The sequence below is a fragment of the Cyanobium sp. CH-040 genome, assembly GCF_024346135.1.
In the GTDB taxonomy this organism is placed as follows: domain Bacteria; phylum Cyanobacteriota; class Cyanobacteriia; order PCC-6307; family Cyanobiaceae; genus NIES-981.
The window spans coordinates 68373-82413 of record NZ_JAGQCJ010000002.1 but is presented as its reverse complement, the minus strand read 5'-3'; the positions used below and the strand labels follow the sequence as shown (position 1 = coordinate 82413).

The following is a 14041-nucleotide window of genomic DNA, read 5'->3' as shown; positions in this document are numbered from 1 at the left end:
GGGCGACGGGGGAGCCCGGCAGGGAACCCGCGCGTAGGATCGGCCTTTGCTCAGCTGGCATGGCCGCAGCCATTCAGTTCTTCCGGGGCGTGGACGAGCCGGTCGTGCCCGACATCCGGCTCACCCGCTCGCGGGATGGGCGCACCGGCCAGGCCATGTTCGTGTTCGAGGAACCGGACGCCCTGGCCCCGGAAACCCTGGGCGACATCACCGGCATGTTCATGGTCGATGAGGAGGGTGAGATGGTGACCCGCGAGGTCAAGGCCCGGTTTGTGAACGGCAAGCCCAGCGCCCTGGAAGCCACCTACACCTGGAAGACCCTGCCGGACTTCGAGCGCTTCATGCGCTTCGCCCAGCGCTACGCCGACAGCCACGACCTGGGCTTCTCCGGCAGCCAGGGCGAGGAGCAGGCCGAGGCTGAAGGACAGGGTGACTAGGTCCTCCGGGGGCGCGCTCCAGCCCATGTCCTTCGGCCAGTGGCTGGGGCTGATCGCCCTCATGGCCGCTCTGGTGCTGCTCTGGAACCTGCGCCAGAGCCTGATTCTGATGTTCACGGCCGTGGTGGTGGCCATGGCCATCTGCACCCTGGTGGCCTGGGTGCAGCGGCGCCTGGGCTGCGGGCGCGGCCTGGCGCTGCTGCTCAGCCTGAGCCTGCTGCTGGTGATCACCGCCGTGCTCGCGACGGCGGTGATTCCCCCCTTCGTGGAACAGTTCGGCGAACTGATCGCCAAGCTGCCTGCGGCGGCCAACACCCTCTTCAATCTGCTGCGTGACGCCACGGCCAGCGCCACGCGGATGCTGTACGGCAGCTCCGATGGCGCCGTTGACCGCCTGCGCGAAGGGATGCTGCGCGATGGCCGGTTGCCGATCCCGGATCTGGGCCAGGGGGCGATGCAGATCGTCGGCCTGGCAGGCGGTGTGGGATCCGGGCTGCTGCAGCTCGTGTTCGTGCTGGCCGTGGCCCTGATGGTGGCGGTTCAGCCCACGGCCTACCGGGAGGTGGGGGTGCTGCTGGTGCCGTCCTTCTACCGACGCCGGTTCCGCAGCGTGCTGGTGCAGTGCGGCGAGGCGTTGAGCGGCTGGATGGTGGGGGTGATGATCTCGTCCCTGTGCGTGGGCGTGCTGGCCGCCATCGGTCTGTCGCTGCTGGGGGTGAACCTGGTGGCGGCCAACGCCCTGCTGGCCGGAATGCTGAACGTGATCCCTAACGTGGGGCCGACGCTCAGCACGGTGTTCCCCATGTCCGTGGCCCTGCTCGATTCACCCTGGAAGTCGCTGGCGGTGCTGCTGCTCTACGTGGCGATTCAGAACGTGGAGAGCTACCTGATCACCCCGTCGGTGATGCATCACCAGCTCAAGCTCCTGCCCGGTCTCACGCTTTCCGCCCAGGTGATCTTCACGATCATCTTCGGCCCCATCGGCCTGCTGATGGCCTTGCCCCTGGCGGTGTGCCTGCAGGTGCTGGTGCGGGAGATCCTCATCCACGACGTCCTCGACGACTGGAAGCGCCTGCGCCGCGCCGCCTGACCGTGGCCACAGGCCAGGCCCTCAGCGGTAGTGATGCCAGAGGCTGGGCTGCAGCAGCAGCACCGATACCGCCAGGGGGTGCGAGCGCACCAGAAATCCCAGGGCCGTGAAGGTGAAATGATCCGCCAGCAGGCGAAATTCCAGCCGCAGATCCAGCAGGGCGAGAACGGCCAGCAGCACGGGCACCAGGGGCCAGCGTCCCCAGGATCTGGAGTGACGGCGGGGCGTTTCGCTCACCGCCGCGCCAGCACAGGCAGAAGCGTTGGCGCCACGGCGATGCTCGACCAGGCACCCACCACGACGCCGATGGTGAGGGCGACGGCGAACCAGAAGAGCGTGCTGCCGCCGAAGAGGATCAGACCGAGCAGGGGCAGCAGGGTGGTGAAGCTGGTGAACAGCGAACGGGTGAGGGTGGCCGACACCGCCGCATCGGCCTGCTCAGCCAGGCCAATGTCCTGGAGCTGGGCACGTTTCTCGCGGATGCGGTCGAAGATCACCACCGTGTCGTTCACCGAATAGCCGGCCACGGTGAGCAGGGCGACGGCGAACAGGCTGTTCACCTCCACCCCGGCCAGCAGCCCCAGCCAGGCGAACACGCCGCAGGTGATCAGCACGTCGTGGGCCAGGCAGACCAGAGCCAGCACGGCGTAGAGGCGGTCGTAGCGCAGGGTGATGTAGGCCGAGATGCCCAGGAAGCTCACCAGCAGCGACACGAGGCTGGCCCGCAGCAACTGGGCACCGAGGGTGGGGCCGATGGTGTCGACGCCCAGGCCGCCAGGCTCGATGCCGCCGATGTCGTTCTGGAGACCCTCGATGACCGCCTGCGACTGGTCTGCCGTCAGGGTGGGAAGTCGCAGCACCACCTGGCGGCCGTCATCGAGCAGCTGGACCGTGCTGCTGCCCAGCCGGGGAGGCTGCTCGCCTTCCGCCGCGGGCAGCTCCAGCGCGGCCAGACGGCGCTGCAGGGCGGACACCGTGAGCGGCGGACAGTCACCCTGGCAGAGGCGCTCGATCTGAATCTGGGTGCCGCCGGTGAAATCGAGGCCGGCGCGCAGCGGGGCACCGATGGCGGGCGACAGCCAGGACAGCATCAGGCCGAGCACACTGAGGACCAGCGCCAGAGCGGAGATGGTCCAGAGGGAACGGCGGCGCTGGTTGACGCGCACCTGGAGCAGGGAGGAAAGGGGAGACATGGCTCAGGACGCGGCCGCGGGCAGCTCGTCCCGGGCGATGAAGTTGGTGGGGCGGCGCAGCGCCGGATAGCTCATCAGCAGGCGCAGCAGCACCCGGGTGCAGCTGAGGGCGCTGAACAGACTGATGAGCACACCGATGCCGAGGGTGACGGCAAAGCCCTTCACCAGCCCGGTGCCCAGGATGAACAGGGCCAGACAGCTGATCAGGGTGGTGATCTGACCATCGAGGATGCTGGAGAGGGCCTGGGTGAAGCCCGACTCGATGGAGCGGATGAGCGTGTTGCCCTCGCGCAGCTCGTCCTTGATGCGCTCGAAGATCAGCACGTTGGCATCCACCGCCATGCCCAGGGAGAGGATGAAACCGGCGATCCCCGGCAGGGTGAGGGTCACCGGAATCAGGGCATAGACCGCCAGGTTGAACAGGGCATAGAGGCTCAGGGCGAGCACCGCCACCACGCCGGCCAGGCGATAGACGAGCAGCATGAACAGGGCCACCAGCGCCAGCCCCACCAGAGCGGCCCGGAGGCTGGTGCGCACGTTCTCCGCGCCCAGGCTCGGCCCCACCGTGCGCACCTCGATCACGCGCACGGGCAACGGCAGCGAACCGCCCCGCAGCTGCACCTCGAGGTCGCGCGCCTCCTCGGCCGTGAAGTTGCCGGTGATGCTGGCGGCGCCGCCGGTGATGCCCGCGGCCTGGAACTCGGGCCCCACGCTGGCCTCACTGATCGAACGCCCATCCAGCACGATGCCCAGCAGGCGGCCGCTGCCGGCGATGGACTGGGTGAGGCGGGCGAACTGCTCGCCTCCCTCCCGCGTGAAGTTGAGGGTCACATCCCAGCCGCTGCCGGTCTGCTGCTGCTGACGGCCGGCGCTGACGAGCTCCTTGCCGGTGAGCGCCGCCGGCTCATAAAGAGTGACGATGCGGGTGTTCACCGCATCGAGGAGGAGTTCCAGCTGGCGGGTCTCGCCGCTACCGGCGGGAACGTCCACCCCGAGCTCGCGCAGAGCCTGGCCGAGGGCCTCATCCCCGAGACCGTCGCTGGCTCCGCTGTCGTCGCCGGTGTCGGCGGGCGGCGCGGAGGACTGCTCGGGGGTCTGGGAGGGGGGACGGCGGCGGGCCAGGACCGCCTGGGCCTGGCGCTTGAGGCCCAGCAGCGTGCGCATCTCCGCTTCGCTGCCGGGCTTCTGGGCGCGGAATTCGAGCAGGGCGGTGGTACCCAGCACGCGGGCAGCCCGGCTGGGGTCCTGCTCACCGGGAAGCTGGAGCACCAGCTGGTCGTCGCCAACCGTCTGAAGCGTGGACTCGGCCACGCCCAGACCGTTGATGCGGCGGTCGAGCACTTCCTTCACCGCCTCCAGCTGTTCGGGCTGCACCCGGCGGATGTCTCCGGCCGGCATCACCTGCAGGGAGAGCTGGCTGCCGCCGCGCAGGTCGAGACCGAGCTGCAGCGGGAACTGGAGCAGCAGGGCGCCGGCAGCGATCGCCAGCGCCAGGATGAGGGCGAGCCAGCCCTGTTGACGGGCCATCTCAGATCACGCCCGCTTTCAGCGCCCTGGCGGCCTCCACGATCTGGTGCGGCTGGATGATCGTGAGGTTCTCGAGGGTGCCGTTGTAGGGCGTGGGGATGTCCTGGGACGAAAGGCGCACCGGCCGGGCATCGAGGTCGTCGAAGCACTGCTCGGTGATCAGGGCCATCAGTTCGGCGCCGATGCCCCCGGTCTTCATGCACTCCTCCACGATCAGCACTTTGTGGGTCTTGCGGATCGAGGCCCGGATCGTCTCCATGTCGAAGGGCTTGAGGCTGATCAGATCGATCAGCTCCACATCCACGCCCTCAGCCTCGAGGGACTGCACGGCCTTGAGGCAGTGATGGCGCATGCGGGAGTAGGTGAGGATGGTGATATCCGTGCCCTCACGCACCACCTCGGCCTGATCGAGGGCGCAGATGTAATCCCCTTCGGGAAGCTCCTCGCTGAGGTTGTAGAGCAGCACGTGCTCGAAGAAGAGCACGGGGTTGTCGTCGCGGATCGCCGCCTTCATCAGGCCCTTGGCATTGGTGGGGGTGCTCACCGCCACGATCTTGATGCCGGGCACGGCGTGGAAGTAGGCCTCGAGGCGCTGGCTGTGCTCCGCGCCCAGCTGGCGCCCCACACCTCCGGGGCCACGCACCACGGCCGGGATCGTGTAGTTGCCGCCGCTGGTGTAACGGAGCATCCCCATGTTGTTGGAGATCTGGTTGAAGGCCAGCAGCAGAAAGCCCATGTTCATGCCTTCCACGATCGGCCGCAGACCGGTCATGGCCGCACCCACGGCCATGCCGGTGAAGGAGTTCTCGGCGATCGGTGTGTCGAGCACGCGCAGCTCGCCGTACTTTTCATACAGGTCCTTGGTGACCTTGTAGGAGCCGCCGTAGTGACCCACGTCCTCGCCCATGACACAGACGTGGGGATCGCGGGCCATCTCCTCGTCGATGGCCTCGCGGAGGGCGTTGAAGAGCAGCGTTTCGGCCACGCGTCGGCAGGGATCGGCAGGCGGCCAACCTATCTCAGCCGCGCGCGCCGCCCCGCCCTCAGCCGCCGGCGGCAAAGGTGCTGAGAATCAGCACCGACAACAGCATCCCCGGCAGCAGCAGGGTGATCAGCAGACCGAGGTCGTGGAGGGTCATGGCGGGGGCGCAGGTGACGACCCTAGGAACCGGGCCCTGCACTGTCACCGCTTGGTGAGCTGGAGCCCACCAGGCTGCGCAGGAAGGTGAGGCCGAGCCCCAGGGCGATGAAGCCGAAGCTGAAGGTGGCCAGGAAAGCCATGCCCACCAGCAGGGTCTTGAGGGCGGTGGCGATCGACTGGGCGATGCTCGAGGCGTAGTGGGGAGGGTGCAGGGCGTAATACAGCGCCAGGCGCCGGCTCAGGCCCAGGCAGAGCCAGCTCAGCAGCCCGGCCGTGAGGGCACCGGAGAGGAAGCTGAGGGGCCCCTTGGAAGGCGGCGCAGCGGGGCTGGTGTTGGCAGCAGCACTGGTGCCGGATGCAGGCGTGGGACTCGGGTCGGTCACGGCTCCAGCATGACGCCCGAGGCGCGGAAGCCGCACACCCAGCTCTCGAATCCCGCCGCCCCCAGATCCTCCGCCAGCAGGGCCTGGGCCGCCAGCGCCCGGGGCTGGCCGGCGAACAGGGCGAACAGGCTCGGGCCCGAGCCGCTCATCGCCACCGCCAGGCTCCCGGGCAGGCCGCGCAGGAGGGCCAGGCCCTCCCGGACACTGGCCACCTCGGGCTCCACCACCGCCTGCAGATCGTTGCGCAGCGTGGGCAGCGGACCGGGCTGCGGCAGGGCCTGAAGCAGCGGTCCGCGGCGCAGGGCCTCACGCCGGCGCTCGAAGGCCTCCTCGCCGCTGAGGTAGCTGCGCCCGCGCAGGTCGCGGAAACGGCCATAGGCCCAGGGCGTGCTCACGCTGGCGGCAGGGTGCTTGATCAGCAGCACGGCCAGGGAGGAGGAGGCACCCGGAAGCAGGGGCTCGAGCCGTTCTCCGCGGCCGAAGCAGAGCTGGGTGCCGCCGGCGAGGCAGAAGGGCACGTCGGACCCCAGACGGGCGGCCAGGGCGTGCAGGTCGCCATCCCCCAGTCCCAGCCCCCAGAGGGCGTTGAGCCCAACCAGGGCCGCAGCGGCATTGCTGGAGCCGCCGGCCAGCCCGGCTCCCACGGGGATGCGCTTGCGCAGTCTGATGCGGGCACCGAGCTCGGGCAGGCCGGAGCGCAGCCGCAGCAGTTCGGCGGCCTTGACGATCAGGTTGCTGCCGTCGGTGGGCAAGCCGGGGCGGTCGCACTCCAGGGTGATGGCGGCGTCGGCGCTGGATTCCAGCTCCAGGGCGTCGAGCAGGTCGATGGTCTGCATCACCATCGCCAGCTCATGGAAACCGTCGGGCCGCAGACCGAGCACCTCCAGGTGCAGGTTGATCTTGGCTGGCGACCACACCGTGAGTTCAACCATTGCCGACCTGCGGATCGCTGCTGCGGCGATTCAAGCCCGCCGCCAGGGCCACCCAGGCAGGCGGGGCAATCTCCTGCGGGCGCTGGGAGAGGGCGATGCCCACGGCCTCGGCCAGCTCCGCCAGCTCGGCGGGGGGCAGCAGGCCGGCCAGGGTGTTGCGCAGCATCTTGCGGCGGGAGGCGAAGCAGCGCTGCAGCAGCCGCTCCAGCTGACGTGCCAGCGGCGGATCGAGCCGGTCCGGCTCGGGCAGGGGGTCGAGGCGGATCACCTCGGACTGCACCCGCGGGGGTGGCCGGAAGCAGCGCGGCGGCACGGCACACACCCGGCGGCAGTGCGCCAGCAGCTGCAGCCGCACGCTCAGGGCCGAGTAGGCCCGGCTGCCGGGAGGGGCGCAGATGCGCTCGGCCACTTCCTGCTGCAGCAGCAGCACCAGCCTGCGGTAGGGCGGCGTGACGGGCCGGTCGAGGCGGCCCACCAGGCGCTCCAGCAGGGGGCCGGTGATGTTGTAGGGGATGTTGGCCACCACCTTGTCGGCGGGCGGCAGCTGCACCGCCAGGGCATCGCCGGCCACCAGGCTGAAGCGCGGATCGGCGCCGAAACGCTGCCGCAGCCCGTCCAGCAGATCCCGGTCCAGCTCCACCGCCAGCACCGCCGCCGCTGGCGAGCGCAGCAGACGTTCGCTGAGGGCGCCACGGCCGGGGCCGATCTCCAGGACGCGCTCACCCGGCAGCAGCTCCGCCGCCGCCACGATCCGCTCCAGCACCCCCTGATCCACCAGCCAGTGCTGGCCGAAGCGCTTGCGGGCCCGGTGGGCGCCAGAGGTCATGGTGAAGGGGCCTGAACGCTCCAGATTGCCTGGCGCCGTTCAGGCGGCGGAACAGGAACCGGCTGCCTCAGAAGCCGGCCCGGATCCAGCGGACGGCACCCTGCCGAGGCGGCAGGGGCACCAGGGCATACACCAGCTCCACGGTTCTGGCGGTGTCAGCGGGGTGCTCGGCCAGCCAGCACCGCCAGGCCCGCTCCAGCCGCCCGCGCTTGCCGGCCCGCAGGGCCGCCACGCCCCAGCCATCGACACCGCTGCACCGTCCCTTCACCTCCACGAGCAGCAGGCGCTCGTGCTTCTGGAGCACCAGATCCAGTTCTCCCCAGCGGCAGCGCCAGTTGCGGTCACGCAGCCGCCAGCCGCGCTGCTGCAGCAGCCTCAGGGCACGCTGCTCGGCCCAGCCACCGGAGAGTCGGGGGTGGGGCATCGGCGGCGCCGGCGGGGACGGTCCCTAGGGTTGCCCCAGCTGCAGCGCTGCCATGGCTTCCCAGCCCGAGGTTCCGGTTCGGCAGGCCGCCAGGGGTCGCGGGGCCGCCGGCTTCAGACTGCCGGCCCGGCTGCCGGCAGTGCTGCTGGGCCTGCTGCTGCCGGCGGTTCTGCTGCTGCTGCCGCTGCTGGCGGGAGCGGCGCCGGCGGCGGCGGCCGTGGATGTGGCCAAGCAGGTGCTGATCGGCGCCGACTACTCCGGCCAGGATCTGCGCGGCGCCACCTTCAACCTCACCAACCTGCGCGACGCCGACCTCTCCGGCTCCGACCTCCAGGGCGCCAGCCTGTTCGGGGCCAAGCTGCAGGACGCCGACCTAAGCGACACCAACCTGCGCGAGGCCACCCTCGATTCGGCGGTGTTCAACGGCACCGACCTCAGCAATGCCGTGCTGGTGGACGCCTTCGCCTTCAACACCCGCTTCGAGAATGTGACCATCGACGGAGCGGATTTCAGCAACGTGCCCCTGCGCGGCGATGCCCGCAAGGCCCTCTGTGCCGTGGCCCGCGGCACCAATCCGGTCACCGGCCGGGACACCCGGGCCAGCCTGGACTGCCCCTGAACCCCGACCCGGCACCATGAGCTTCGACCCCCGCAGCCTCGAGCGCCTGCGCCAGCTGGGCCGCAGCCTGCCGCAGCGCCTGCCTGCGCCGGAACCGCCACCAGCGGTCACCCCGTCTGCCACCCCGTCCGCCGCCGAGGGAAAGCGCCACAGGCTGGAGACGGAGATGGATCCGGAGGCGCTGTTCCATGAGCTGATGCGCACCAGTGCCGACGGCAGTGCACCGCCGCACCTGCTCGAGCGGCTGCGGGAACTCGAGGCGCGCCGCAGCCGGCCTGAAACTCCTCAGCCGGGCGCCGCGGCGACCGCGGGCCGAAGCACGGCAGCGGAGCAGGCAGCGGGCCGCGGGGCGGGGCGGACTCGGCGGCGCGGACCGGGAGCCCGGGGCGCCGGCCAACCCCAGCGCGGGCGCGAGCAGGCGGACCTCTACACCGCCTTCGAGCAGTTGCTCCTGGAAGACGACGAAATCTGAGATCCGGCGGCTGCGGACCTGACGGGCGCGGCCTCGATCCGTAGCCTGCCCATGGAGCGTGATCTCACTTCGCCACCATGACCATCCGCATCGGCATCAACGGCTTCGGCCGTATCGGTCGGCTTGCCTTTCGCCGCGCCTGCGCCGTGGCCGACGTGGAGGTGGTAGCGATCAACGACCTGATCGATGTGGACTATCTGGCCTACATGCTCCGCTACGACTCCACCCATGGCCGCTTCCACGGTGACGTGCGCGTGGAGAACGGCCAGCTGGTGGTGAACGGCCAGGCCATCCGCATCACCGCCGAACGCGACCCCGCCAACCTCGACTGGGCGGCGGTGGGGGCCGAGTACGTGCTCGAGTGCACCGGCTTCTTCCTCACCGCCGAGACGGCCGGCGCCCACCTCAGGGCCGGCGCCCGGCGGGTGGTGATGAGCGCCCCCTCCAAGGACGCCACGCCGATGTTCGTGATGGGGGTGAATCACGGCACCTACGCGGGACAGACGATCGTGTCCAACGCCAGCTGCACCACCAACTGCCTGGCGCCGGTGGCCAAGGTGCTGAACGACAACTTCGGCATCGTCGACGGCCTGATGACCACGGTGCATGCCGTCACCGCCACCCAGAAGACCGTGGACGGCCCCTCGGCGAAGGACTGGCGCGGCGGCCGCGGCGCCGGCCAGAACATCATTCCCAGCAGCACCGGTGCCGCCAAGGCGGTGGGCAAGGTGATCCCGGAGCTCAACGGCAAGCTCACCGGCATGGCCTTCCGGGTGCCCACGCCGGATGTGTCGGTGGTGGACCTCACGGTGAACCTGGCCAGACCCGCCAGCTACGAGGCCATCAAGGCGGCGATGAAGGCGGCCAGCGAGGGCCCCATGGCCGGCATCCTCGGTTACACGGAAGATGCGGTGGTGTCCAGCGATTTCGTGGGCGAAAGCTGCACCTCGGTGTTCGATGCCGGCGCCGGCATCGCCCTCACCGACACCTTCGTGAAGGTGGTGGCCTGGTATGACAACGAGTGGGGCTACAGCTGCAAGTGCATCGACCTCATCCGCCACATGGCCACCGTGAGCTGAGGCAGGCCGGGTGACAGGGGTGGCACTGGATCGGGGCCGACGCATCCCCCACCGGTGCCTGCTGCCAGCTCCGCCCTCATCTCCCTGATCGACCCCGCCACCGGCCGTCAGCGGCACTGGTGGCTGGGGGATGGGGGCGTTCCGCAACGGCTGGCCGGGCTGCTGGGGGCGCCCCTGCGCGCCACCGGCCTGCCGCCCCGCCGCTTCCCGGAATTCAGCGCGGTGTTCGCTCCCCTGCCACGGCTGACCGCAGGTGCTGCGGGGCCGGCGGCGCAGCAGGCCGTGTACCGGTATCTGATCCAGACCCATGCCGCCGGCGCCACGCTCAGCTGCTGGCGCCGCTACCCGGGCGGCATCGGCTGGCTGCGGCGCTGCGGTCCGGTGGCCCTGGGCCCGTTCGTGAGCCGATTTTAGGGCGCCGCGATCAACGCCGGTTCTCCCGCTGCATCCAGCTGATCCAGTCGGCCGAGATCTGCTGGGGGCATACGGCCTCGCACTCCAGATTGCTGCTGCAGCTGCCGAAGCCCTCGGCCGTCATCGCCGCCTGCATCGCCCGGGCCCGCCGGACCCGCTCCGGCTGGCCCTGGGGCAGCTGACCCAGGTGAGCCAGCTTAGCGGCCACGAACAGGCTGGCCGAGGCGTTGCGGCAGCTGGCCACACAGGCGCCGCAGCCGATGCAGGTGGCGGTGTCGAAAGCGGAGCGGGCCTGCTCCTGGCCCACCAGCATGGCGTTGGCCTCCGGCGCCTGGCCCGTGTTCACCGAGCAGTAGCCACCGGCGATCAGCAGCCGGTCGAGGGCGGCGCGCTCCACCACCAGATCCTGGATCGGGGGAAAGGCGCGGGCCCGCCAGGGCTCCAAGGTGAGGGTGGCACCGTCGCGGAACTGGCGCAGGTAGAGCTGGCACACCGTGGTGGCGGCCTGGGGACCGTGGGCCTGACCGTTCACCAGGAAGCCGCAGCTGCCGCAGATACCCTCGCGGCAGTCGTGCTCGAAGTGCACCGGCCGCTCGCCGGCGGCGATCAGCCGTTCGTTGAGCTGGTCGAGGGCCTCCAGTAGCGAGAGATCGACAGACACCTGCTCCAGCCGGTAGCTCTGGAAACCGCCCGGAGCCTCGGGCGACGCCTGGCGCCAGATGCGCAGGCCGAGGGAGATCGTGCGCGTCATCGGTAGCTGCGGGCGCTGGGCTGGAGCGCCGTGAAGGTGAGCGGTTCGCTGTGGCGGATCGGCTCGCGGCCGTCGCCCGTGGATTCCCAGGCGGCGATGTGGGCGAAGCGACCGTCGTCGCGCCGGGCTTCGCCGTCGGGGGTCTGGTGTTCCTCGCGGAAGTGGGCCCCGCAGGATTCCTCCCGGGCCAGGGCATCGCGCAGCATCAGCTGGGCCAGCCCGAAGAAGTCGGCCACCCGCAGCGCCTTCTCCAGCTCCGGGTTGGGCCCCTCGAACGACCCGGGCAGGCGCAGCTCGGCGTGGAAGCACTGCTCCAGCTCCGCCACCTCCGCCAGACCCGCTTGCAGTGCCGCGGCCGTGCGGCTGATGCCGCAGCGCTCGATCATCACCGCCCCCAGCTCGCGGTGGAAGGCGTCCACCGGCCGATCGCCCCGCACCGCCAGCAGGCCATCGATGCGGACCTGGGCGCGGGACCTGGCCTCGCGGCAGGCCGGGTGGTCGGCGCTGATCGCCGCGGTGGGCGTAGCCGCCAGCCAGGCCGTCACCGTGGCCGGCGCGATGAAATAGCCATCGGCCAGGCCCTGCATCAGGGCGCTGGCGCCGAGGCGGTTGGCGCCGTGCTCGGAGAAATTGGCCTCCCCCAGCACGAACAGCCCCGGGATCGAACTCATCAGCTGATAGTCCACCCACAGCCCGCCCATCGTGTAGTGGGGCGCCGGGTAGATGCGCAGCGGCACGGCATAGGGATCGTCGCCCGTGATGCGCGCGTACATCTCCAGCAGGTTGCCGTAGCGCTGCTCGATCACGTCGCGCCCCTGCTCTGCGATCGCATCGCCCAGATCCAGATACACCGACCGCCCCCCAGGCCCCACGCCATGGCCGGCGTTGCAGAGCTCACGGGCGCGGCGCGAGGCCAGATCGCGGGGCGCCATGTTGCCGTAGCGGGGGTAGAGGCGCTCCAGGAAGTAGTCGCGCTCGGCCTCGGGGATCTGATCGGGAGGACGGCGGTCGCCGGCGATCGCCGGCAGCCAGATGCGCCCGTCGTTGCGCAGGCTCTCGCTCATCAGCGTGAGCTTGCTCTGGCCCGGATCGCCGCTGGGGATGCAGGTGGGGTGGATCTGGGTGAAGCAGGGATTGGCGAACAGGGCCCCCTGGCGGTGGGCCCGCCAGGTCGCCGTGGCGTTCGACTTGAGGGCGTTGGTGGAGAGAAAGAACACATTGCTGTAGCCGCCGGTGGCCAGCAGCACCGCCTGGGCGGTGTGCACCTCCAGCGCGCCCGTGAGCAGGTGGCGGGCCACCACTCCCCGGGCCACCCCATCCACCGTGATCAGCTCGAGCACGTCGCGGCGGGGCAGCAGGGTGACGCGGCCGGCGGCCACCTGGCGCAACAGGGCGGCGGTGGCCCCGTAGAGCAGCTGCTGGCCGGTCTGGCCGCGGGCGTAGAAGGTGCGGCTCACCAGCGCCCCGCCGAAGCTGCGGCTGGCCAGGGTGCCGCCGTACTCGCGGGCGAAGGGCACCCCCTGGGCCACACACTGATCGATGATGCCGCCGCTCAGCTCGGCCAGGCGCATGCAGCCGGCCTCGCGGGCACGGAAATCGCCGCCGCGCAGGGTGTCGGCGAACAGGCGCTCGATGCTGTCGCCATCGGCGGCGTAGTTCTTGGCGGCGTTGATGCCCCCCTGGGCCGCCACCGAGTGGGCCCGGCGCGGGCTGTCGTGATAGGTGAGCACCGTCACCCGATAGCCCTGCTCGGCCAGGGTGGCGGCGGCCGAGGCGCCGGCCAGGCCCGTGCCCACCACCAGCACCTGCAGCTGGCGCTTGCGCAGCGGGCTGATCAGCGGCAGCTCGGCGCGGGTGCGGCGCCAGGCATCGGCGATCGGACCGGCGGGCAGGCGCGGATCGGGCAGAGGGCTCATGGCAGGGCCACCAGCACGGCCACCGCGGCGAAGCCGCCGCCCACCAGCAGCGCCAGCGCCCGGCCGGCGGCGCGGATGCGACTGCCGTTGGCGGGATCCAGCAGCCCCAGGCTGCGGTGGGCCGCCTCGCTGCCATGGAACAGGTGCAGGGCCACCGCCGTGGCAGCGGCCAGATACAGCAGCAGGGATGCCGGCTGGGCCAAAACGCTGTGCAGAGCTGCCAGTTCCTCACCGGCTGCCGGCCTGGACCAGCGCAGCTGCAGCAGATGCACGACCAGAAAGGCCAGCAGGGTCACCCCCCCCATGGCCTGGCTGCGGGCCGCCAGAGCCCCCAGAGCATCCGCGCGACGGCTCACCAGCGCCGCCCCGTTGCCCGCGCGGCGGTTGGCGATCGCCTTGGCCAGACTGAGGCCGGCGTGGCTCAGGGCCACCGCCAGCAGCCCCAGTTCGGCCACCGGCAGCCAGGCCGCGCCGTGCAGGGCGGCCGCATAGGTCTCGAAGGCGGCCGGATCCAGCGGGGCCAGGGCCACGCCACCGAGATGGACGATCAGGAACAGCACCAGCACCAGCCCTGACGCGGCCGCCCAGGCCGTCCTCACCCCCATCGGTCCGCCATCCACCGCTCCCCCATCGTATGGAGCGCCGGCTGCCGGATCGCCCGGCAGCGCCGAGAGCCGCGCGGCAGACCCGAGTAGTACATCTAAACTAACGGCATGGATGCAGCCTCTCCCGCGCCCATGCCGCACCAGGACGGGCGCCCGCCCGACAGCGGTCCACCACAACGGATTCCGCCGCAGCGGATTCCGCAGCAGCAAGTTCCTCAGCAGCGGAGCCCGC

Annotated in this window: 17 protein-coding genes; 6 read left to right on the top strand and 11 right to left on the bottom strand. The window is 70.7% G+C overall.

All coding sequences use genetic code 11. From position 1 onward, the window contains the following. Positions 1-59 precede the first annotated feature (59 nt). Both psb28 and KBY90_RS03250 read left to right on the top strand, forming a co-directional pair. On the top strand, positions 60-437 hold the full coding sequence (gene psb28 / locus KBY90_RS03255; RefSeq protein ID WP_254967032.1) for a photosystem II reaction center protein Psb28: 378 nt from the start codon (positions 60-62) through the stop codon (positions 435-437). 25 nt (positions 438-462) lie between these two features. Then, on the top strand, positions 463-1527 hold the full coding sequence (locus KBY90_RS03250; protein WP_254967031.1) for an AI-2E family transporter: 1065 nt from the start codon (positions 463-465) through the stop codon (positions 1525-1527). A gap of 21 nt (positions 1528-1548) precedes the next feature. On the opposite strand, the gene KBY90_RS03245 is transcribed toward KBY90_RS03250, so the two are convergent. From KBY90_RS03245 to KBY90_RS03210, 8 genes are all read right to left on the bottom strand, one after another. Next, on the bottom strand, positions 1549-1764 hold the full coding sequence (locus KBY90_RS03245) for a hypothetical protein (RefSeq protein ID WP_254967030.1): 216 nt from the start codon (positions 1762-1764) through the stop codon (positions 1549-1551). Beyond that, a complete protein-coding gene (secF, locus tag KBY90_RS03240) occupies positions 1761-2720 on the bottom strand; it encodes a protein translocase subunit SecF (protein WP_254967029.1) in 960 nt (319 codons plus the stop codon). The genes KBY90_RS03245 and secF overlap by 4 nt, the downstream gene beginning before the upstream one ends. A 3-nt stretch (positions 2721-2723) precedes the next feature. Next, positions 2724-4247 carry a protein translocase subunit SecD gene (secD, locus tag KBY90_RS03235; protein ID WP_254967028.1) on the bottom strand — a complete coding sequence of 508 codons (1524 nt, stop codon included), beginning with the start codon at positions 4245-4247 and terminating at the stop codon, positions 2724-2726. 1 nt (position 4248) lies between these two features. After that, positions 4249-5232, bottom strand: coding sequence for a pyruvate dehydrogenase complex E1 component subunit beta (locus tag KBY90_RS03230; RefSeq protein WP_254967027.1), 984 nt, complete (start codon positions 5230-5232; stop codon positions 4249-4251). A gap of 176 nt (positions 5233-5408) precedes the next feature. Continuing rightward, entirely contained in the window at positions 5409-5771 is a 363-nt protein-coding gene (locus tag KBY90_RS03225; RefSeq protein ID WP_254967026.1) for a DUF3082 domain-containing protein, read from the bottom strand. Continuing rightward, complete coding sequence (gene ispE, locus KBY90_RS03220) at positions 5768-6703, bottom strand: 4-(cytidine 5'-diphospho)-2-C-methyl-D-erythritol kinase (protein ID WP_254967025.1); 936 nt, start codon at positions 6701-6703, stop codon at positions 5768-5770. The genes KBY90_RS03225 and ispE overlap by 4 nt, the downstream gene beginning before the upstream one ends. Next, positions 6696-7529, bottom strand: a complete 834-nt coding sequence (rsmA, locus tag KBY90_RS03215; protein WP_254967024.1) for a 16S rRNA (adenine(1518)-N(6)/adenine(1519)-N(6))-dimethyltransferase RsmA — start codon at positions 7527-7529, stop codon at positions 6696-6698. The genes ispE and rsmA overlap by 8 nt, the downstream gene beginning before the upstream one ends. Positions 7530-7596: 67 nt before the next feature. Further along, positions 7597-7953 carry a YraN family protein gene (locus KBY90_RS03210; protein ID WP_254967023.1) on the bottom strand — a complete coding sequence of 119 codons (357 nt, stop codon included), beginning with the start codon at positions 7951-7953 and terminating at the stop codon, positions 7597-7599. A gap of 52 nt (positions 7954-8005) precedes the next feature. Here KBY90_RS03210 and KBY90_RS03205 point away from each other — a divergent pair, with 52 nt between their 5' ends. From KBY90_RS03205 to KBY90_RS03190, 4 genes are all read left to right on the top strand, one after another. Then, complete coding sequence (locus KBY90_RS03205) at positions 8006-8572, top strand: pentapeptide repeat-containing protein (RefSeq protein WP_254967022.1); 567 nt, start codon at positions 8006-8008, stop codon at positions 8570-8572. 16 nt (positions 8573-8588) lie between these two features. After that, a complete protein-coding gene (locus KBY90_RS03200; RefSeq protein WP_254967021.1) occupies positions 8589-9044 on the top strand; it encodes a hypothetical protein in 456 nt (151 codons plus the stop codon). 77 nt (positions 9045-9121) lie between these two features. Then, the gene (gene gap, locus KBY90_RS03195; RefSeq protein ID WP_254967020.1) at positions 9122-10123 is read left to right on the top strand and encodes a type I glyceraldehyde-3-phosphate dehydrogenase; all 1002 of its coding nucleotides are present in this window, start codon (positions 9122-9124) and stop codon (positions 10121-10123) included. A 54-nt stretch (positions 10124-10177) separates the two neighbouring features. Then, a complete protein-coding gene (locus tag KBY90_RS03190; protein WP_254967019.1) occupies positions 10178-10537 on the top strand; it encodes a hypothetical protein in 360 nt (119 codons plus the stop codon). 10 nt (positions 10538-10547) lie between these two features. Here KBY90_RS03190 and KBY90_RS03185 read toward each other — a convergent pair whose 3' ends face one another. Genes KBY90_RS03185 through KBY90_RS03175 form a run of 3 tightly spaced genes read right to left on the bottom strand, consistent with a single transcriptional unit; the run spans position 10548 to position 13803 of the window. Next, positions 10548-11288, bottom strand: coding sequence for a succinate dehydrogenase/fumarate reductase iron-sulfur subunit (locus KBY90_RS03185; protein WP_254967018.1), 741 nt, complete (start codon positions 11286-11288; stop codon positions 10548-10550). Continuing rightward, a complete protein-coding gene (locus KBY90_RS03180) occupies positions 11285-13204 on the bottom strand; it encodes a fumarate reductase/succinate dehydrogenase flavoprotein subunit (protein WP_254967017.1) in 1920 nt (639 codons plus the stop codon). The genes KBY90_RS03185 and KBY90_RS03180 overlap by 4 nt, the downstream gene beginning before the upstream one ends. Beyond that, positions 13201-13803: a succinate dehydrogenase gene (locus KBY90_RS03175; RefSeq protein WP_254967016.1), complete on the bottom strand. Its 603-nt coding sequence runs from the start codon at positions 13801-13803 to the stop codon at positions 13201-13203. The genes KBY90_RS03180 and KBY90_RS03175 overlap by 4 nt, the downstream gene beginning before the upstream one ends. Positions 13804-14041: the final 238 nt, after the last annotated feature.